18 protein-coding genes are annotated in these 21987 nt (G+C 44.3%); 14 read left to right on the plus strand and 4 right to left on the minus strand.

Features of this window, described 5'->3' with window-relative positions:
* Positions 1–76 precede the first annotated feature (76 nt).
* Positions 77–1324 (plus strand): alpha-L-fucosidase, encoded by a 1248-nt coding sequence (locus C8268_RS09140; protein ID WP_106767374.1) that lies wholly within the window; start codon positions 77–79, stop codon positions 1322–1324.
* A gap of 260 nt (positions 1325–1584) precedes the next feature.
* Here the strand turns inward: C8268_RS09140 and C8268_RS09145 are convergent, their stop codons facing one another.
* A complete protein-coding gene (locus C8268_RS09145; RefSeq protein WP_106767375.1) occupies positions 1585–2367 on the minus strand; it encodes a cytochrome c oxidase assembly protein in 783 nt (260 codons plus the stop codon).
* On the minus strand, positions 2364–2864 hold the full coding sequence (locus C8268_RS09150) for a DUF2243 domain-containing protein (RefSeq protein ID WP_106767376.1): 501 nt from the start codon (positions 2862–2864) through the stop codon (positions 2364–2366). The genes C8268_RS09145 and C8268_RS09150 overlap by 4 nt, the downstream gene beginning before the upstream one ends.
* Before the next feature lie 297 nt (positions 2865–3161).
* Here C8268_RS09150 and C8268_RS09155 point away from each other — a divergent pair, with 297 nt between their 5' ends.
* The 8 genes from C8268_RS09155 to C8268_RS09190 all read left to right on the plus strand — a co-directional run bounded on the left by C8268_RS09155 (position 3162) and on the right by C8268_RS09190 (position 15058).
* Entirely contained in the window at positions 3162–4379 is a 1218-nt protein-coding gene (locus C8268_RS09155) for an ROK family protein (RefSeq protein WP_106767377.1), read from the plus strand.
* A 362-nt stretch (positions 4380–4741) separates the two neighbouring features.
* Positions 4742–4957, plus strand: a complete 216-nt coding sequence (locus C8268_RS22665) for a hypothetical protein (RefSeq protein ID WP_158702703.1) — start codon at positions 4742–4744, stop codon at positions 4955–4957.
* Positions 4958–5261: 304 nt separating this feature from the next.
* Positions 5262–6572, plus strand: coding sequence for an ABC transporter substrate-binding protein (locus C8268_RS09165; protein WP_106767379.1), 1311 nt, complete (start codon positions 5262–5264; stop codon positions 6570–6572).
* A gap of 85 nt (positions 6573–6657) precedes the next feature.
* The gene (locus C8268_RS09170) at positions 6658–7572 is read left to right on the plus strand and encodes a carbohydrate ABC transporter permease (protein WP_234032714.1); all 915 of its coding nucleotides are present in this window, start codon (positions 6658–6660) and stop codon (positions 7570–7572) included.
* Complete coding sequence (locus C8268_RS09175; protein ID WP_106767380.1) at positions 7572–8450, plus strand: carbohydrate ABC transporter permease; 879 nt, start codon at positions 7572–7574, stop codon at positions 8448–8450. The genes C8268_RS09170 and C8268_RS09175 overlap by 1 nt, the downstream gene beginning before the upstream one ends.
* A 257-nt stretch (positions 8451–8707) precedes the next feature.
* On the plus strand, positions 8708–9673 hold the full coding sequence (locus tag C8268_RS09180; RefSeq protein WP_106767381.1) for an ROK family protein: 966 nt from the start codon (positions 8708–8710) through the stop codon (positions 9671–9673).
* A gap of 59 nt (positions 9674–9732) precedes the next feature.
* A complete protein-coding gene (locus C8268_RS09185) occupies positions 9733–11838 on the plus strand; it encodes a Sip1-related alpha-galactosidase (protein ID WP_106767382.1) in 2106 nt (701 codons plus the stop codon).
* A 40-nt stretch (positions 11839–11878) separates the two neighbouring features.
* Positions 11879–15058, plus strand: a complete 3180-nt coding sequence (locus C8268_RS09190) for an FAD-dependent oxidoreductase (RefSeq protein ID WP_106767383.1) — start codon at positions 11879–11881, stop codon at positions 15056–15058.
* Between the two features lie 130 nt (positions 15059–15188).
* Here C8268_RS09190 and C8268_RS09195 read toward each other — a convergent pair whose 3' ends face one another.
* Complete coding sequence (locus C8268_RS09195) at positions 15189–15716, minus strand: GNAT family N-acetyltransferase (RefSeq protein WP_106767384.1); 528 nt, start codon at positions 15714–15716, stop codon at positions 15189–15191.
* Positions 15717–15981: 265 nt separating this feature from the next.
* Positions 15982–16653, minus strand: coding sequence for a DUF4097 family beta strand repeat-containing protein (locus tag C8268_RS09200; RefSeq protein WP_106767385.1), 672 nt, complete (start codon positions 16651–16653; stop codon positions 15982–15984).
* Positions 16654–16844: 191 nt separating this feature from the next.
* Between C8268_RS09200 and C8268_RS22945 the strand changes: the two genes are divergently transcribed.
* The 5 genes from C8268_RS22945 (at position 16845) to C8268_RS09220 (ending at position 21982) form a co-directional block, all read left to right on the plus strand.
* Positions 16845–16985 (plus strand): hypothetical protein, encoded by a 141-nt coding sequence (locus tag C8268_RS22945; protein WP_199794828.1) that lies wholly within the window; start codon positions 16845–16847, stop codon positions 16983–16985.
* 44 nt (positions 16986–17029) lie between these two features.
* Positions 17030–17686, plus strand: a complete 657-nt coding sequence (locus tag C8268_RS09205) for a GAP family protein (RefSeq protein ID WP_106767386.1) — start codon at positions 17030–17032, stop codon at positions 17684–17686.
* 172 nt (positions 17687–17858) lie between these two features.
* The gene (locus C8268_RS09210; protein ID WP_106767387.1) at positions 17859–19202 is read left to right on the plus strand and encodes an amino acid permease; all 1344 of its coding nucleotides are present in this window, start codon (positions 17859–17861) and stop codon (positions 19200–19202) included.
* Between the two features lie 215 nt (positions 19203–19417).
* Positions 19418–20623 (plus strand): phosphoenolpyruvate hydrolase family protein, encoded by a 1206-nt coding sequence (locus C8268_RS09215; protein WP_234032716.1) that lies wholly within the window; start codon positions 19418–19420, stop codon positions 20621–20623.
* A gap of 132 nt (positions 20624–20755) precedes the next feature.
* Positions 20756–21982, plus strand: a complete 1227-nt coding sequence (locus C8268_RS09220) for a Tm-1-like ATP-binding domain-containing protein (RefSeq protein WP_106767389.1) — start codon at positions 20756–20758, stop codon at positions 21980–21982.
* Positions 21983–21987 lie beyond the last annotated feature (5 nt).

The raw sequence follows: 21987 nt of genomic DNA on the forward strand, positions 1-21987 counted from the left end.
CACCTCCAGTCGGCAGGACGGTATGAGTGAGGCAGGGCAACGCTTGAAATCATGATTAGAAGGAGTCGATGTACAGATGGCTACACCGGTACCTGAGGCAAGAATCGCCCGTTTTGAAAAGATGGCTTTTGGCATGTTCATTCACTGGGGGCTGTATTCTCAGCTAGGCCGAGGGGAATGGACTCAGCTTGTGGAGGGGATTCCGAAATCGGAATATGCCTCCTTGCAGCAAACTTTCACCGCCTCCGACTTTAATGCGGAAGAAATCGTGAAATTGGCCAAGAAGGCTGGCATGAAATATATCACAATAACAACCAGACACCACGAGGGTTTTTCGCTTTATGATACGAGGGGACTTAGCGATTTTGATGTTATGCATAGCCCTGCCGGCCGGGATTTAATCGCTGAGTTTGTTAAAGCTTGCAAGGCAGAAGATATATTGCCTGTATTTTACCATACGACACTGGATTGGCATCAAGAAAGCTACAAGACGGACTTCCCGGCATACCTGGATTATTTACGTCAATCGATCGAAATATTATGCACCCGATACGGCAAAATCGGTGGTTTCTGGTTCGACGGCGATTGGGACAAACCGGATGCGGACTGGGAGCATGATCGGCTATACGGTCTCATTCGCAAGCATCAGCCGGAGGCGATGATCATCAATAATTCAGGCATCCATCACAGAGGGGAGATTGCCCATCCGGAAATCGACAGCGTGACGTTTGAGCAAGGACGTCCGGAGCCGATGAATCGCGAAGGCATGAGCAAATACGTGGCCGCGGAAATGTGCGAGACGATGAATGTGCATTGGGGAGTAGGGTATGGAGATCTGATGTATAAGTCGTCGAAGGAATTGATCGAGAACTTATGTGCCTGTCGCAAAGTAGGGGCTAACTATTTGCTAAATATTGGCCCTTCCGCAGAAGGAGGCGTTCCGATCATGCAAAAAGCCCTTCTAGACATCTTGGGTGAATGGATGGCAATGAATGGAGAGGCGATATATGAAGGCAAGCCTAGTGTGTTGAAAAGTGAATCAGAGAAAGATTTTGCATTGGATGCACCCGATGGATCAACATATCTGTTCATTCATGATCTTCCGATTAAGGGAAATGAAAATGTAACGGTTCATGGCGGGGATGGAGGCTGGAAACATTTTGCTGGCACCCATGAGAATATCGCGGATATTCGTTGGCTTGATAACGGGGAATCCCTTGAATTCTCGCACGATATTTCTTCAGGGCGATTCAACTTTAAGGCTACTCCTTATCCTTACGGCGCCCATTATGTCGTTCGGGTTGCGAAAGCTGTGTTTACGTAGAAGTGACAAGGGTGAAGCAAGCGGCATGACGGATTGAAGGGAATCTTAATCTGTTTGTCATAAAAGGCTGTCTGAGGGTTGAACTCTCGGGCGGCCTGTTTGTATTGAAATTGGATCGTTTTGCCGATATATCAACAGGTTACGATTGTAATTGCAACCCAGGATTCAAACATTTTTCAAAATGTTGATTGAGATCGATCAGACGCCTTCAGAGGTGTTAAGGAAGCCGGAAAGGCAAATTCGGCTTGCTTGATCTTTAATTAAGTTGTCATTAAAGAACGAGGGCGTGTGGCATAGAACCATTGAAGGCAGAACACGAAAATAAGTGCTAGATCGATAACATCTCCTCCGTAATACATCATCAAACTTCCAATCTGTCCCTGAACTGGAGAAACCCCGTCTGGAGGATGAGCATAAATATATTTTGACAGTATGCCATGACCTGCAAATGCCAGTACCATCACAACAGCTCGGTCCATGAAGCTGTGTTTGTGTGGTGTCGGTTCTGTATAAATCATAGAAATCGTGAAGAGATAGCCTGCAGTAAAGATGTGAAAATGCACAATGATGTGCAGAAGGAAATGATGCTGCATGGCTACATATAAATTTGTCGTATAAAGGACCCACAATCCTCCGATATTTAGTGTACTTGTTGTCACAGGGTGAGTGAGGAATTGAAAGAACCTGCTTTTTAGCACTCGAGAAATTCGTCTTGCCCATGAAATATGTATGGATCGAAGGAAAAGAGTCAGAGGTGATGATAAAGCAATAAGCAGCGGACCTAACATACCCAATAGCAAATGACTGATCATATGTGCCCTGAAATCCATATGTGACAGGCCAGCAAGCGGATCGGTAATCGTTAAAGTCACACAAAGGATACCAGCCATAAAACATCCATAGCGGTAAATCGGCCACTTTCGATAAATTTTACTGGATAACTGTGCAGCGTGTATATAAACATAAATTGCAATTAAAGAAGCTGATATCAAAATAAAGTGGATATTGCCGCTGTTTTCATGATTCATATGATGATTGATCATTCAGCGGTACTCCTTTTGGAAGACGAAGTCTTTGTTTTCGTTTGCATCATCAAGAGAACTCCGGCAATGATCAATCCCAGAGCTATTAAATTCCAGGTCCAGTCGTACGGCGCAATATTCACATTATAACGAATTTGGTGCAGCCGCATGAGCTTGTGCTGAATAATACCGTCATACAGCTGAAAAGAGCCTGCCCCCAGCAGAATGCCTGCCAACCACTTGGCTGGCCAGAAGGCATGTCGGCGATGAAGATCAGCAAGCATAAATGAAGATCCAATAGTTGCGAACCAGCTGAACGCGTGAAATAGTCCATCCGATACCAGCCCGATATCTTTTGTGGACTTGTCATAGAAATGGTGCCAATGAAGCAGCTGGTGAAATACGACCTCATCAATAAAGGCTACGAGACCAAAACCGAATAAAATCCCGGTCCATAAATTACGTTTAGCATATTTTCTTTGTGCAGCTGTATTGTTTTTTGGAGGATGGTTAGTCATCGTGTGCTCCTTTCATATTCGCCGGAGGCTTCATATAATGTCTTAAATGCGTTTTTTTCTTAGTGTTCCCTCTGTTAAAAATATGTAAAACACTTAAAACGAAAGAATTACATGTTGTATACGATTGTAACCGCAACCCAGGATTTATATGATATGGTTAGGATGGGGAAAGACATCCATAATAAAGGATGATGTGGTATGCTGTAATTTCGAATGATTATTCAGCGGTTTATAAAATTATGATCTGATCCGCAATAACAGATGCTAAAGAAGATTATGACAAGATGGGGTTTGATTATGAAAAAATCAGTAGCCAAAAACAACAGGGATGTTAGAAAAAACAATAAGAATGGAATTATTGCACTGCTTCGTGACTTCGGCAGCCTGACGAAAGCTGACATTGCGGGCAAGATGAATCTAACGTTTACGGCAGTGAACAACCTGGTGGATGATTTAATGAAGGACCGTTATATTGTGGAAGCAGGTTATTTGGATGATTCGAGCCGGGGGAGAAAACCGATGCTAATCAGTTTAAATCCTGGCGGACTTTATACGATCGGTGTACATATCAGTGCTACTTCAATCAGAACTGCCGTCATCAATTTACAAGGAAAGCCGATCATCAAAAGAACGCAAATTTTAAAAAATACGTTGGATTCAGAGGCTGTCATAGCTGAGATTTTATCGGAAATTCATACCATCTTGGATGAATCCGGTGTAAAGTCAGAAATTATCGGAATTGGTGTCGGCGCGCCCGGTCCTTTGGACCCGGATCAAGGTATTGTCTTGTCTCCTCCTAACTTACCAGGGCTGCAAGGTGTATCGTTGCAAAATATCATAGAGGAATCGGTTCATATACCTGTAAAAATTGAGAAGGATGCCAATGCGATGGCGATTGGAGAGCTGTGGTATGGCAACGGCAGACAGCATAACAATGTATTATTTGTAGATGCAGACATTGGAATCGGAAGCGGGCTTATTTTTGATCAACAAATTTACCAAGGCCATCCCTATGGAGCAGGAGAGATTGGTCATGGAACGATTGATCTGGATGGTCCACGCTGTAATTGCGGCAATTATGGTTGTCTTGAAGCTGTTGCGTCAGGAATGGCTATTGTCAGACGAGTCGGAGAGGAACTGCGAAGAGGTGCTGTCAGTTCATTGGAACCTGTTTTTAACAAAGGGACGGAATTACAGGTGATGGATGTCATTCAGGCGGCATTAGATCATGATGATTTGGCTGAAAAAGTTTTGAATGAATCGGCCCGCTACATCGGCATATCCTTAGCGAATGTAATCAATTTGCTGACTCCGGAAATGATCATTATTGGCGGTGTACTGCCAAACTATGATCTGAATTATTTTCAAAATGCAAAGGAAATAGCTCTTAGTCGTTGTTTGGCAGTTTTCAAAGACAAAACATTGCTCATGCCATCTCAATTAGGTGAGCATGCAGGTGTGATCGGTGCTGGTACTGTATCTTTAGCGAAATATATTAATGAATCCATCATATAGAGGGGAACAGCGCCCTCAAATGTCATAATATTGAACGATGTTCAATAAAATAAACAGAAATATAATAAACATGTGGACATCCAAGCGTGTAAGCGTTTATAATCCCAATTATACAGTTAATTATTGAATATACATTAATAATTAACTGGATTACTTTTCTTCAAATTATTCTTTTAGGGGGTTAGTCTGATGAAAGGGAAAAAGCAGTACTTCAATCGAAAGCGCAGAAGGAAAAATAACGTTGGAACTATGGGACTGGTGGGGAGACGGCACACATAAAAAGGTTATCGAAAAAATTGTTAGCGATTTCAACGCTTCCCAGGATGAAATATTTGTGAAGCATATCAATTATCCATGGGGTGATGTTTGGAAAAATCGAACGTTTGGGTTTTTATCCTTTAACGAATTGTACAATGGGATGTCTGGGCCTTGAATTAGATCAAGGGCTGTCTTTCCTTCAAGATGATGGTAAAGTAACAACCAATACGCCAAACAAGTTGGCGTCTCTTACATGGGTAAACGATCATTTTATTGATTATTACGGTAAAAAGAAGCTGGATACGTTTACAGCAGAGTAAGGCCAAAGTTGAAGAAGTTTGGATCGACAAGTTAACTCCTGAACAAGCATTGCAAGAAGCGCAGAAAACGCTTGAAGATCTGGTCAAGCGAAATAAATAGCGGGTTGAAGATGTACTAAAAGGGAATAGGTTCTTTTTTGCACTACATTATTGAATAAGATTTAATAATAAAGCGATTAGTTTCGTTTTAAAGCTATATTTTGCGGATCTAGTTTTTATATTATGGTAATATTCTATATTTATTAAACTATGTTCAATAAATTATTAAGCTGCAACAACACTACATTTGCAGGGGGAAAGTGCGATGAACGGTAAAAAGACGGGCATGATTGTATGGCTATGTATTCTTTTTATGATAACCACCCTATTGACCGGCTGTGCAAAAACAGAAAACAATGCTGCAGAATCAGCTGCTGGAAAAATTACATTGGAGTTATGGGACTGGTGGGGAAGTGGAGCTTACAATGAAGCAATTGAGAAAATTGTTAGCAACTTCAATACCTCTCAGGATGAAATATTTGTAAAGCATATTAATTATCCTTGGGGTGATGTATGGACAAAAGCACTTGCGGCGACAGCGGCAGGGAACCCGCCGGACATCGTTATCCAAGATATTATGACTGTTCCTACAAGAGCTGAAGCCAAGCAGGCGATGAATTTACAGCCTTATATTGATAAGGAGCCCGGCTTTAAGGATAAGTTCTATCCACAGCTATGGGATGCAACGGTTTATAAAGGCGAGTCTTATGCCGTTCCGTTTACGACCGATACGAGGCTGCTGTTTTATGACAAAGACATGTTCGAAGAAGCGGGACTTGACCCAGAGTCGCCGCCAACAACATGGGAAGAACTGCTTCAGATCGCCAGAAAGCTAGACAAGGTGGATGAGAACGGTAACATCGAACGGTTGGGCATTTACCCGCTCTCTCATATGGATTGGAATGATTGGGCGTTGAATGCGGATGGAGGTCAGTCCTTCCTGCAAATGGACGGTACTGTAACGACCAACACACCGAACAAGCTGGAATCTTTGAAATGGATGAAAGAAAACATCTTTGATTATTACGGAAAACGCAAATTAGATACGTTTACTTCGGAGTTTGGAAACGGGATGACAAATCCGTTCGTATCCGGAAAAGTTGCGATGATTGCCCAGACTGCAACCGAATTTACAAAAGTACGGGATTTTGCCCCGGATAAAAACTATGGCCTGGCCTTTCTGCCTGAATTTAAAAAGGGAAGCGGGCATTGGTCCTGGGGCGGTGGTTTTACAGCGGAGATTCCTGTAGGGGCTAAACATCCGGATGCTTCCTGGGAGTTTATTAAATATTTGACAGGCACGGAAGCTCAGACGCTTTGGGCAACTGAGGTATATGACAGCGTTGCGAACATTGAAGCGGCTGAAAGCGCAGCTGCATTGGCACATCCGGTCTATAAGAAAGCAACGGAAAATATGGAGTGGACCGTATTGACGCCATACCCGGTATTTGCGCCGAGTCATATGGATCTCGTTAAAGCCAAAATCGAAGAGGTCTGGATTGACAAACTGACGCCTGAGCAAGCGTTGAGTGAAGCTCAGAAATTAGTTGAAGAGCTGGTGGAGCGCAACAAGTAAGCGGATCTACATATTGGCAACATGCAGGCCTTCGGACCGAGCAACCCCTTAGGCCTGCCAATACAAGATGCGGGAAGTGATCATCATGCGAAGACCAGGAATGTCCAGAGTCGGGCTAAAAAGAAACCTGGAAGGGTATTTGTTCATATCACCCTGGCTGTTCGGATTTTTTGTACTAACTGGCGGTCCATTGTTATTTTCACTCTACGTTTCATTTACAAATTACAATATTACCTCTCGTCAGGATTGGATCGGGTTTAGCAACTATTATGAGATGTTTTTTCAAGATCCGGTGTTCTGGACTTCCGTATACAACACCCTCTTTTACGTTCTCATCGGTGTTCCGTTTTCGGCTGTCGCAGCGATCACCGTGTCTGCACTACTGAGTCAAAAAGTATGGGGCGGCAGTTTCTTCCGCATGTTGTTCTATATGCCGACTGTGCTTGCGGGTGTAGCCATGTACATGCTATGGATGCAAATATTGGGGCCGCAAACCGGATTGGTTAACAATGTCCTTAGTTTTTTCGGGATTGAGGGTCCAGCCTGGCTGACCGATCCGGCATGGACGAAGCCTTCCCTGATCTTGATGAGACTGTGGGGAATCGGAACAAGTATGCTGCTGTATTTGTCCGCTATCCACTCCGTTCCAAAACAGCTTTACGAAGCTGCTGAAATCGACGGTGCCGGACGTTTAAGACGTTTCTTTAAAATCACCCTGCCGATGATTACGCCGATTATTTTCTTTGACGTCATCACGACGATGATCGGCGCATTCCAGGTGTTCCAGGAAGCATACGTCATGTCTCAGGACGGTCTGGGCGGACCTGCTTCATCCCTGTTGTTCTACAACTTGCATCTGTTTAACGAGGGCTTTGTGAACTATCGAATGGGATATGCATCTGCGATGGCCTGGTTTTTGTTCGTCATTGTCATGATCATTACGCTGATCAACATGAAAGCTTCAAAACATTGGGTTCATTACGAAGGCGGTGACAATTGATGAGTGCTGTAAAGTCATTAGAGAAGCCAAAGCGCTTGTCCAGTGCAAAAAGGACGAATCTGCTGTTAAAGATATTGAACTTTATCTTGTTGTGCCTGTTCTCATTAACCGTGTTATTACCGATGTGGTTTATGTTCATTACGGCCGTCAAAACATCAAAGGAAGTGTTCGCCTATCCACCGACCTGGTGGCCGACCGAGTTTGTATGGAGTAATTTCAGTGAGGCTTGGCAGGCGGCACCTTTTAGCGGGTATTTAGGAAACTCTGCTTTGGTAGCTTCATTTGCTATCGTGGGTTCTGTGTTTTCCAACTCTCTGGTGGCCTATGGTTTTGCCAAAATGAGATTTGTAGGCCGTAATTTCTGGTTTGCAATCATACTGGCTACGATGATGATACCCGGTTTTGTAACGATGATTCCGCAGTATATTTTGTTTTCGGAAATCGGATGGGTGGGCACGTTTCTTCCGTTGATCGTACCGCCATTTTTAGGATCGGCGTTCTTTATCTTTTTGCTGCGTCAGTTTTATATGACGATTCCGACCGAGTTGATCGAATCCGCGTACATCGATGGGGCTAACAATTTTTACATCTGGCGGAAGCTTATTATTCCAATGTCTGCTCCGGCATTAACGACGGTTGGCGTGCTCTCCTTTAACTGGAGCTGGAATGACTTTCTTGGACCCCTTCTTTATTTGACGGACCCGGCAACATTTACACTTCCTATCGGGTTGAAAGTGTTTATTGGACAGATGAATACACAATGGAACTTCCTGATGGCTGCATCATGCCTGGTTCTGCTTCCCATCATCGTTGTATTTCTCGCGTTCCAGCGTTATTTCCTGGATGGAATGAATTTAAACGGAGCGCTTAAAGGCTAAGGTGATGAAAGCATAGTGATGGTTACGAAGCTTGAGAACAATGATCTACCTATTAAAAACATAAAACTATGGATTAGGATATTGGATGAACTCATGATCGATATAGATACAAGATTGTGAAATAGACAGGATGACAGAGGAGAGAAAAGCACAATGAATACAATCTTCAGAAATATGCTTGATAACTACCCAGAGCTTGAAATATGTACAGACGATCAATTATCTGGATGCCTCGTGCAAAAGGAGGCGAGCTTTCAATGACTTTCATAGCAGGGATTGATATTGGAGGTACCAAATGTGCGGTATCGGTCGGCAAGATAAAATCGGATGGAAGCCTTTCAATCGTGGATAAACAGAAGTTTCCAACACCCCATCTTCCGAGTGATGCTATTCAACAATTTATGATTCAGCTGGATCAACTGCTGCTGCGCAATCAAATTTCAAAGGTGAGTGCGATTGGAATCAGCTGTGGAAGTCCTTTAAACAGTGAGAAAGGAACGATTCTGAGCCCGCCAAATTTGCCGCATTGGGATCATATTGATGTCGTGTCACCGCTCAAAGAGCGTTATGGTGTACCGGTTGGGCTTCAGAATGATGCGAATGCATGTGCACTGGCCGAGTGGACATGGGGTGCTGGTAAAGGGACCCGGAACATGATCTTCCTGACCTTTGGTACAGGGATGGGTGCCGGATTGATTATAAACGGAAAATTATATGCCGGTACGAATGATATGGCCGGAGAGGTTGGTCATATCAGGCTGGAGGAATATGGACCGCTTGGATATGGGAAGCATGGATCGTTTGAAGGATTTTGCAGCGGCGGCGGCATCGCCCGTTTGGCGCAAGCGGAGGCAGAAGCTGTATTTCAGCGTGGCGGAAGCACCTCTTTTTGCTCAAGTGTTGACGAGTTGTCTGATATTACAGCTCTTCGTGTGGGCGAGGCAGCTCAGGCTGGAGATCCGCTTGCCATTGCAATCTATAAAAAAGTCGGTAAACAGCTGGGCCGCGGATTGTCCATTTTAGTAGATGTTTTAAATCCGGAGGTGATCGTCATCGGAAGCATCTACGGTCGTCAGCTGGATCTGCTTGAGCCGACTGCCATGGAAGTTTTGCAGCGGGAAGCTTTACCGGAATCTTTATCCGTCTGCAAAATACGGCCGGCGGCGCTCGGAGAGCGCGTAGGTGATTATGCGGGACTTTCCGTAGCATTAAATGTACTTTAGGCCAATCAGGAGCCAGTACAAACTGTGAACATGAACATAACAACTTAGGAGGATTCATCATGACTAATCAAGAAAAAGATTTTTTGCTCGAGCTTTTCGAGCGTGTAAACATTACGATCAAAACGTATGATAAAGGTTTGATTCCACTCGAACGAATCTCGGATACCGATGAAAAGACAGATAAACAAAAAGACAACAACTTGGTATACCGTTACCGTGATTCGAAGGATACCGCATATGCAACGCTAAGACTTCAAATGAAGCCCGAAGGCATATTGGGATATGTTGAGGCGGGTGTTATAAATGAAAGTTTATTTGCAAAACAGACATATCTGAGCCCTGACCATGCCGTCATTTTAAATTTTGGAATGGTGGAGCATCGAGGGTTTATGGCGAACTACCGTCATAAAGATTGGTGGACTCGTCCTTTCTTCGGTCCGGATCTATGTGATCTGCCTGAAAGGACGCAATCTCTGATCTGGAAAACGACGGAAGAAGATTATGTTTACTTGCTTCCAGTTTGTGACGAGACGTGCCGAACAGATCTTGTCGGTCATGAAAACGGTCTGCAAGCGGTTGTATCTCCATTAATCCTCGGTTATGAGACCGTAAGCACACTTGCGTTTTCAATAGCAACGGGGAAAGATCCATATCAGCTGGCTGATCAAGGGACGAAAACCGCGCTGCATGAGCTTCAACTTAAACATCGGAGTGAGAAAGAATATCCGGAGATGATGAAATATTTAGGTTGGTGTTCCTGGGATGCTTTTTATCATCAGGTCCATGCGGAAGGGCTACTTCAAAAGGCCCAAGAGTTTATTGAGAAGAAGCTGCCTGTTCATTGGTTTATCATTGATGATGGTTGGCTTGATGTGAAGGATATGAAGCTCAGGTCTCTTCAACCAGATAAAGAGAAGTTCCCCGAAGGGTTAAAAGCTGTAACTGAAAAGTTAAAACAAACGTACGGTATTTCACAGGTCGGTGTTTGGCATACAATAGCCGGATATTGGGGCGGCATGGACAAAACCGGTGAGGTTGCCGAGCAATTTGCCGGTCAGCTCTTTGAAACGAGCAGCGGGAAGCTGATTCCATATCCGGATGAAGAACGAGGTTTTGGATTTTGGGATACATGGCATCGTTACTTGGGCGAGCAAGGTATCGATTTTGTTAAAGTTGACAGCCAAAATTCAATCACTACGATGACGATGTATGATTTGAACGCAGGTGAAGCGGCTTCCGGAGGACACCGGGCGTTGGAAAAATCGGTTGAAGCGCATTTTGACGGTACGATCATCAATTGCATGGGCATGGGTTCGGAGAACATATGGCATCGTCCGAATTCGTCAGTATCCAGAAACAGCGACGATTTTGTACCAGAAGTTGCGGGAAGTTTTAAAGAACATGCACTGCAAAATGTATACAATTCCTTCTACCATGGTCAGTTCTATTGGGGAGATTGGGATATGTACTGGACAGAGCATGAGGATGCACTTCGTGGGGCCGTGCTTCGGGCTGTAAGCGGAGGACCTGTTTATTTCAGTGACCCTGTCGGGAAAACGGACACGACGTATATATGGCCGCTCATTTATAAGAATGGTTTGATTATCAAGCCTGACCTCCCGGCCATGCCAACGGAGGATTGTCTGCTTCGAGACCCGATGCATGAGAGTGTTCCTTTGAAAGCATGGAACAGGCTTGGGGACAATGCTGTCATCGCGGCATTTCATGTGTGCCTTCAAGACGATGAGGTTGCAGGGACTTTGAGCCCAAGCGACGTACCAGGTTATGAAGAAGGATCGTATATTGTATACGAGCCGCTTCAAAAGCGGGTTTATACGATGGAAGCGAAGGAAGTACAGCCAATTCAATTGAAAAAAGATGAAGCAAGCTTGTACAATATCATTCCTCAACAATCAAAATGTACTCCGATCGGGTTGATGGATAAATATTTGAGTGCAGGAACTGTACTTCGCACGGATTCTGTAAATGAGAAAACGAGCGTTTATCTTCAAGAAGGTGGTATTTTCGGTTTTGTTGCCAATGCCAAGCCGGATAAGGTATTGGTTAATGGAGAAGAAACTCCTATCACTGAACATGATGGCTGGTATGAGGTAAATTGTGAATTCGCTGAAGTACAGCCGATTATTGAAATCGTTCATTCATAGAAAATAAGTTCATGGATTAAGAGGAGAGGGGAGAGCCAACGTGCAATGTTTGACCAATCTCGAAGAATTACCAGTCCTCCATGAATGCGATACGCTTGTGATCGGTGGTACGCTTGCTGGCATCGCCTTAGCTATCAAGCTGGTCGAAGCCGGAAAAGAAGTTGTTATCATCGAACCAAGAACTTACCTGGGTGCTGAGCTTACTGCTACTCTTCGCCCATGGATAGACGTAACATCTGAAGCCGAATTGCCTACATTAATAAAGCAGTGTCTTCAACGTGACGAAAAGAGCGTAGGTGATACATCGGCTATAGATCATGTGCGATTCGCGCAGCATCCGGGATATACAGCTTTACATCCGGACAAGCTGAAGTGCGGTCTGGAAGATCTGTTAATGAATCGCGAGATTCCTTTTGTGTATGCAACGCTTCCAACAGAGATATTGCTTGATGATGGAGAAGTATCGGGTGTTATAGTCGCCAATAAATCGGGAAGGCAGATTATACGCGTCCGAAATATTGTAGACACAACAGAAACGGCAATTTCTGCGTCGTTGCTCGGTTGTCCTCTGCAAAAACATAGGAGAGCCACATTGGCGAGGTATGACCGTAGCCTTGAATTTTTTTCGGCCAATGGCGAGTTTGAAGATGGAGAGATAGAAGTACCGCATGAATTAAATCTTCTTTCTAACCGGGTCAATGTTAGGTACGGGTATAGCGGACGAAATCATGTATATGTACAATACGGCATGGAACTTGACTGTGACAACAGCATCGAAATGTCCCATAGACGTGAAGAAAGGGCTAGGATGGCGGGAATGGAACTGGCTGCGTATTTGACTAAGCATGTCAGCTCTTTTAAAAAATCGGTGTTAAGTGCTGCTTCCTACGAACTTAGCGGTCCTTTTTCATTGGTAACCGAAAGCAGCCACCTGAATCAAAGAAGTGATTTCGAGCAACTCGCAGTTGGCCACCCCTCGGTGATCTGTTTATATAAAGACCTGTATCATGATGGCAATGAAGAGGTGCTTCATCCCGTTCATGCGCTTCGATTAGGGGAGCAAGTAGCCAAGTGGATGATCCAACATCCATTAAAGGCGTCCGCAGATGGCTGGATATCCAATTCGAATTCGGTCCATTCGGTGATAACAGAGAATGATTTGGAGATATCGGCAGCTTCGGCTTTTCAAGACATGTGGGATAAAGAGGTTGAAATTGCAAGAAGTACAGCGATCCCCGTCGGGCGCAAGGCACAGGTTCTCGTAGTTGGAGGAGGAACTAGCGGTGCTTGCGCATCAATTACAGCAGCCAGAGAAGGGATGAGCACGGTTCTTCTGGAGTTGAATCCGGGTCTTGGCGGCACGGGTACGTTTGGTGGTGTGGACAGTTACTGGTTCGGTCGCCGAGTCGGATATGCTGCCAGGATTGAGCAATGGGTTAAGGAAGTACAGCAATCCATTCATTACAAAGGACATAAGTGGAACATTGAAGCGAAAATGCATGCCCTTCTGCTGGAAGCCAGTAAAGCGGGAGCGGATCTCATGTTTAACTGTATTACCTGGGGAGCCGTTCGTAAAGGGAATCAAGTGTGCGGGGCCGCTGTTGCGACCCGGTGGGGCCCGCAGATTATTTTGGCAGATACCGTTATCGATGCAACAGGAGATGGAGATGTCGCTGCATTTGCAGGTGCGGAATATGTGTATGGTTCACAAAAAGATCACACCGTGATGTGGTACTCGCTGGCTCAATATACGACACCTGCCAAATTGCAAAACAACTTTACAAGCATGGTAAACGTGGCAAGCATTTTGGATTACACAAGAGCGATGGTTACAGGCCGGAGAAGAGGAACGGATTGCCATGATCATGGGATCTATATTGCAACAAGGGAAAGCAGGCATATCATGGGCGACGTTGTCATGCAGCTGACCGATCAACTTCTTCATAGACGCTGGCCTGATGTGGTGAATGTCCATTTCAGTAATCATGATGTAAAAGGAATCAGCGGTGCTGATTGGGTGAACATCGGATTGATTCCACCAAATTTAGAGATAGAAATCCCGTATCGGATGCTTCTGCCGAAAGGGCTTGAAGGAATTCTTGTTGTGGGGAAAGCCTTGTCTGCCACACACGATGCTCTGCCGGCTATTCGAATGCAGTCCGACTTGGAGAATCTTGGCGGGGTAGCAGCTCTGGCCGCAGCTGAAGCTATTTCTTCCGGGAAGCGACCAAGGTATATTGATCTTGGAAAGCTTCAAGGAAGACTTATTCAGGAAGGGTTAATTTCTTCAGATTCTCTGCATCGATCATTAGAAAAGGTAGAATTTAGTGATCAAGAGCTTGAATGTCTGGTAGATTCTATTGAAACGGACGCTCCGCTATACGAATATTCCAATATGAGGATGAACGAAGTTTATGATCGCCGGATCCCATTTGTAGAAATATGCTCGCTGGGGTCCAAGGTCGTTCCTTATTTGGAAAAAGCGTTGTTAAAAACGGAAGGGCGCAAAAAGATCGTGCTGGCACAGGCACTATCGATGCTTGGCTCGACTTCAGGGGTTAGCGTTCTGGTAGAGGATATTATGAAGCAGCTGAGCGGGAATGAACTGCCAGTTCGCACCGCCGACATCATGTATGTGCAGCTGCCTCCAGATCATGGTGCGATGCCTGATGTAACGTATGAAATCTACTCGTTGGCGGCAGCTCGGGACGAGCGTTCCATTGAAGTATGGGAACGGGTAGCTGAACTGCTCCAGCCAACGGAAGCGGACTTTAAAGATACTTGGAAAAGCATTTATTATTATATTGATGCTGTATGTCAAGGAGCTGAACGGCTTGGGTCGCGTCAAGCCATACCGTTACTCTTAAAACTGCATCAAGTCCCGTTTCTCTATGGACAGGAATGTAAAGAAGGAATTCAGCCGGACTATTTCTTGGAACGCAGGTCGATGCTTGAACTTGCTATCGGAAGAGCGCTTGCGCGTTCCGGATCACCTGAAGGATATGAAATTCTTATACGTTATATATCCGATGTACGCTCATTGCTGTCTTTACAGGCACTTGGTGAATTAAGAAGATTAACGAATGAAGATTACGGACCGGATAGCCACAATTGGCAGGCTTGGCTTGCGCAGCACAAACATGCCATTCAGCCGCTTCCGTTGTCCCTGACGTTAGATATCGAACGAAACAGTGAGAGGATTGAGCGTGACTTTCGGTAACCGCCAACGGTAGGGTAAGTATCATGTTGTTGTATATAACGTATTGTTAGATGAAACAAAACCGCCCTTTAGTAAGGCGGTTTTGTTTCGTTAACATGCCTTCAAGTGCAAATGGAAAGTGTTGTCCCTGCTAAAGCTTCTTGAGCATATGAATGTCATAAGGCTCTTTTTCAAATAATTCCTTATCAATTTCTGAAGTAATCGCAGAACCTTGACTTGAGTAGAATTTTACCGCAGATTCCGTTTCCGTTGAAGATATATAAAGGTACTGTGCTCCTTTTTCAACGGCCGCTTTACTGAGTTCTTCCATAATTCGGCTGCCAATTCCTTGTCTTCGGTATCCTTGAGTAACATACATGAGATCGACTTGCAGTTGGTTGTTCTCTTTTCCCCTAAATTTATGGGCTAAGACACCGAATCCAACCAATTTATCGCCATCATATGCTCCAAAAGCTGTCCCGTTGTTTTTCAGTTCATATTCGAATCGTGAAATGATTTCTTGATAATCAGCTTCCCTCCAATTCGGGCATTCATGTCCTGCTTTCACTTCCTCAAGAATGCCGTCCTTACATTTGTAAATCAGATTAATCGTTTCTGAACGGTCGATATCACGAATTTTGTAAGAATCTTCGAGTTTCATTTGAACGATCGAAACCATGATTTCCCCCTAAATGCTTTGATATGTACTTACAGTAGAATTATAGCAGAAATTCTATTATAGTTTACATAAGAAAGCTATGGCAGGAAGGTATTATATCTTCCTCCTCGCATACGATAAGGCGAAGAATATAACGCAGCATTAAAGATTGGAGAGGTATTAGTCAAGTGATGAAGCGGTCTAATCAAATGAAGGGAAGCGAAGAGTCGCTCCCCTTTTTATTTGTCAATTTATAATCGCTGTTCCGTAGTAAAAGCGGCTTAGTCTACTCGACTACTATATTTCCCGAACCGGTTTTAAGATTTACCTCGAATGTGCCGCTACCCGACTGCCCTGTCGTTTTTTTATTGCTCTGCTCGTGATCCTCCAAAGGAATTGTGATCGATCTGCTACCGCTGCCGGATTGCAGATGCCATTTGACATCCGGTTTATCATCGTTTAGGTCCAGCTTGATTTTGCCGCTTGTCACTGAAACAGAAATATCACTGTGGAACTTTGCGAAAGCAAGAGAAACATTGCCGCTTTTACCTTTGACTACAAGGTTATGGGTTTGCAGCTCAGTTCCCGCAACATGACCGGATGAACCGCTAATTCGCACCTCACCTTTATAATCATTAGGAATCCTTATGTTGAGCTGAGGCATTTTTCCGATATTAAACAAACGGGTAATATCGTTTTCTAATTCGATTTTTAATGTCTGTTTACCTTTATCCAGCACAATCCCTGGCCCCTTATTTTGATAAAGAAGGGAAGCTTCAAGCGAATCAATATCCGCCGATTCCACATTTAATTTGACACTGCCATGATCGATATGAAGAACGTTGATATCATTTAGAGAAACCTCTTGTAAACCATTAGCTCCCTCGCCGTTTTCATTTCCGCAAGCACTTAGAAAAAGCATGACGAACATTAAAAGAAAATAAGTCGTCCATTTCATTTTTTGACCACCTCTTATGTTTGGTTTGCTAGTTGTTATTGTAAAAGATGACGTAACGTCGTCTTCAAGTTATTTTTCAAAATATTCTTGAAAGTGACGTAACGTCATCTTGTATGCTGATAAAAGTCCTGTCAAATCAATACAAAAGAAAACAAGTAAGGGTAGGAAAATGATGAGAGGAGGAGCTTAGGATGAAGCAGGAAGATATCGTTATTTACGCATGTGTCATCATAGGAGCCGGTATAGGATTGTTACTTGATCACCCATTTCCAGGTGTTCTTGTCGGTTTGGGTGTTGGATATCTTATTAAATATTCGTTTTCGAAAAAATGACATAGAGAATTGGACTCACATTGTACTGAACAGGAGGAAAAACCTTGACAACAGAACTGCTTATCTCCGTTGGAGCATTATCTCTGTTAGATACAATTAGTCCGGCAATGCTTGGAGTGACCGTGTACTTGCTGCTTTCAGCAAGAGATCGGCTTGTACCGCGTTTAATGGTCTATTTGCTTACCGTTGCCGGATTTTATTTCTTCGTTGGCGCTTCACTTATGCTGGGGCTGGATGCTATTTTTGAATCGGTATCCGGCATTTTACAAAATCGGGCGGTCAGCTGGATCATGGCGATTACCGGAGCGGTTTTGTTTATCGCCAGCTTTTACGTTCCTACAAAAAAGACGACTGAACCACGCCGTCCGAAATCCAGCAGCATCGGCGCAATGGTTGCTCTTGGCTTTACGACTGCATTGCTGGAAGTAGCGACCGCACTGCCTTATTTTGCGGCGATCGGTCTTATGACTACAGCTCAGTTGAAGATTTTTCAATGGGTTCCGATACTGGTCGCATACAATTTCATTATGATTCTTCCGCCATTGCTGCTGTTTGGACTTCACGCTGTTTTTGGTCGCTTGATGCAAAAGCCATTGGAGAGGCTGCGGGTGAAATTAGCCAATAGCTCGGGTTCCGTTCTTTCCTGGGTTATGAGCATTGCCGGAATTATTTTATTCCTTAACAGTATTGATCATTTATAAATGGTATCCCCTTAACTTCAAGGTGCAAAGACGCTTTTTGCAGGCAGCAGAAAGCGTTTTTCATGTTCTATTGCTAACTTCCAGTATATTCACAAAGCTTGACAATAGGTTATACTGAGATATGCATTTAAATGAATATGGTCATGGACGTAAAGAAATCAGGAGGGTAGGAATGGGACAACCAGAAGGATCATTACAGAAAAAACTAAAACCTAGACATATCAGTTTTATGGCTATGGGGGGCGTTATTGGAACAGGGATTTTTAAAGGGAGTTCCGAAACGATTGGATTGGCTGGACCAGGGGTCGTTGTAACCTACGTTTTTGCAGGACTGCTGCTGCTTGTTGTGATGGCAGCGATGGCGGAAATGGCGACGGTGTATCCGAACCGTAACATGAAAGATTTTGTCCGCGAAGCTTTCGGGGAGAAGATCTCATTTATCATGGGCTGGATGTATTGTTTCATGTGGTTATCCGTATGCGTAATAGAGGTGATTGCTGCAGGCAGTTTCCTCCAATATTGGTTCCCGGACGTGCCGCTATGGCTGTTGAGTCTGGCTTGTGCGGCCTTTATCGTTCTTGTCAATTTAATGAATGTAGGAACATTTGGTGAGTTTGAGTTTTGGTTGGCTGGAATTAAAATTGCTATGATTATTATCTTTATCCTGCTTGGAGGAGCTTTACTATTTGGTATCATCCCCAGTGCCCAGGGGCCTTACCTGCAAAACTATACAAGTTACGGGGGCTTTTTCCCGAATGGCTGGACCTCCATATTTTCGGCAATGCTTGTCGTTATGTTCTCTTATGGCGGGTCCGAGCTGATCGGACTCACACTGACGGAAACGGAAAATGCAGAACGAATTTTGCCCAAGGTCGTCGGTAACTTTATTTTGCGAGTCATTCTGTTTTTTACTTTGCCGATTTTAATCATTTGCGGATTAATTCCGTGGAATCAGCTTGGACCGGAGAGCAGTCCCTTTGTACAGGTGCTTTCGGCGACAGGACTTTCGGGTGCGGCCCATATTATGAATTTTGTTCTGATTACGGCTGTACTGTCGGCGGCCAATTCAGGGATTTACGGAGCTTCTCGAATGCTGTACTCCATGGCTAGTGCTGGAGAGGCCCCCAAATTTCTGACAAAAACAAATAAACAGGGCAGTCCGGTCAATACGTTAATGCTGTGCGCGATCATTTTGCTTGCGGGTTCTTTGCTGGGGTTGGTTGCACAGGATCAGCTTTTCCGCATACTGATGGCGGTTCCGGGATTCGTTGTCATGCTCGTGTGGATTTGTATTGCATTATCCCAGCTGAAGCTTCGCAATCAGTACCCTGTAAAACCCAGCTTTAAAGTATGGGGATTTCCATATGTAACGGGGTTTACCGCCTTTTGTCTAACCGTAATAGCAATTATGTTTCTCGTTGACAGCCAGAACCGGGTTAGCATCGGAGTATGCCTTGGCGTTCTGCTCATCCTTATCGTTTCATCCTTTGTTAAATTCCGTTCCAGCCGCAATTAAAATACAGAACAGTTGTTAGAAGTGCGGGTGAAGCACCTTGCAGGATTGGTCAACAGACTTTTCTTGCAGGGTGTTTTTTTGTATTCGTATTCCTGATGTAATGAATAAAATCCTCACATTTTGTGAATGCACTCAATTTATTTATAATTAAAGTGTCCTTAACGATATTCTGAAATAACGTCATCTTCACTACTTGAATGAAGGGGATTATTGATTTGGCAGCATATAGAAAGCAAATTTTAGAACAAATGCATAAACAATCCATCAATGGAGAACATATCATAGGTGTCGCAGCTGGAGCAGGTATATCGGCCAAATATGCTGTGAAGGGCGGAGCCGATTTTATCTTGGCGCTAAATTCAGGGCGCTTTAGACAAATGGGCCTCGGTTCTATTGCAGGGCTGATGCCGTATGCGAACTCCAATGAAATGGTGTTGGAATATGGTTCGCGTGAGCTTTTGTCCGTCGTAGGAGATAAGCCCGTCATCTTCGGACTTTGTGGAACCGATCCTACGATTTCACTACCGTTGTTTTTGGAGAATATTCAAAGCAGTGGATTTTCGGGCATTATCAATTACCCTACAGTCGGATTGATTGACGGACAATTTCGTGAAGCCTTAGAGGAAGAAGGCATCTCTTTCCTTCAGGAAGTAGAGGCAGTCCGGCTCGCGCATGAAATGGATATATTTACGATGGCCTTTGTATTTAATGCAGAGCAGGCGGCTTTCATGCTGGATGCGGGGGCTGACGTTATTTGTGCACATTTGGGCGTTACCGCAGGTGGAATGTTAGGTACAAAAAAAGTATGGTCTCTGGAAAAAGGGGCGGAGATTGCGAGACAAATTTTTGCGGTATGTGACGCTTCCGCGCGCAATCCTATCAAACTTGTATACGGTGGGCCGGTCCATACTCCGATCGATGTGCAGTATATGTATGACAATACTTCTGCAATGGGATATGTCGGTGGTTCCAGCTTTGAGCGGATTCCGACAGAGGAAGCGATCGTTGACACGACTCATCGCTTTAAAGTGACTGGTTATTTCGATCAGGATCATCAGCTGATTGATAAGCTGAATGCCATCCATGAATCGTATGATTATGTGGGCTATGTCAAGGAGTATATCGCTCATCATTATATGAACAACATTTCTCTGACAGAGCTTGCAGATCAGATCCATGTTTCACGCACGCATTTGAGCGCATTGTTCAATAAAGAAGTCGGCTGTACGTTTCCTGAATACCTTGCGAAATATCGAATTCATAAGGCGCAGGACGTGATGAAGCATACCAAGCTTTCTTTATCGAAAATTGCAGAGATGGTCGGCTACCCTGACTATGTTCATTTCAGTAAAACATTTAAAAAATACACCGGAATGACTCCGCAAAACTTTCGTAAACAAACATCAGACAAATATACATAAACATCGGACAAACATACGATTACTTTGCGTTGAAAGCGCTGTACCATTAGGTTGTAACGAACCACTGCAGATGTTTTAGACAGGGCTGTTAGCGCCCTGACCGCTTGTTAAATGAAGAGGAGGTTATTTTTCGTGAAAACAATAGCCATTGCGGGAACATTGGATTCCAAAGGTGCAGAGTTTTCATACGTCAAATCTGTCATTGAAAGCTTGGGCCTGAACGTATTTACCATACACTGCGGTGTTTTTGAGCCGATGTTTACACCGGATGTATCCAACACCGAGATTGCAGAAGCTGCGGGCATCGATATTCATGAGATAGCTGCCAGGAAGGATCGGGCGGCTGGAACAGATGCACTGGCCAGAGGAATGGAAGTGATCATTCCGAAATTGTATGCGGAAGGCAAATTTGATGGCATTCTGTCGTTCGGAGGAACGGGAGGAACGTCGATTGTTACTGCAGGTATGCGGAAATTGCCAATCGGAGTTCCTAAGTTGATGGTATCGACCGTAGCTTCGGGAAATACGGAACCTTATGTGGGAACTAGTGATATTATGATGTTTCCATCGATTGTTGACGTGTCGGGTCTCAACTCGTTTTCTACCAAAATATTTACGAACGCTGTTCATGCCATGGCGGGAATGGTACAGTTTGAATCGGCTCCGCCACAGGACAAGAAACCGCTCGTTGCTGCCACCATGTTTGGTGTCACTACACCATGCGTAAATTACGCTAGAGAATATTTGGAACAGCAGGGTTATGAGGTGCTGGTATTCCACGCTACCGGCACAGGCGGAAAAACGATGGAAAGCCTGATTGAAGGCGGCTTTATTGATGGCGTGCTTGATCTTACAACAACCGAATGGTGTGATGAGCTGGTGGGCGGCGTGTTAGCAGCTGGTCCGCATCGGCTTGAAGCTGCCGGACGCTGCAAGGTTCCGCAGATCGTTTCCACCGGAGCACTCGACATGGTTAACTTCGGCCCTTATGAAACCGTGCCGCCGGCCTTTAAAGATCGAAATTTATATAAGCATAATCCGTCCGTAACTTTAATGCGGACTACCGTGGAGGAAAACCGCAAGCTTGGTGAGATTATTGCGGAGAAACTGAATCAAACCAAAGGTCCAACGGTGTTAATGCTTCCTTTAGAAGGTGTTTCTATGCTTGATGTTGAAGGACAGCCGTTTAGAGGTGTTGAAGAGGATGAAATGTTATTCAATACACTTAGACAGAACATCGATACTCAGAAGGTTGAACTAATTGAAGTCGATACGGACATCAATGATCAAGCTTTTGCCATTGCGGCTGCCAAAAAATTGGTAGAGATGATGAAGGAACATGAAGCGCAAGAAAAATAGGTATG

The organism is Paenibacillus faecalis, from assembly GCF_900289175.1.
GTDB lineage: Bacteria > Bacillota > Bacilli > Paenibacillales > Paenibacillaceae > Paenibacillus_AQ > Paenibacillus_AQ faecalis.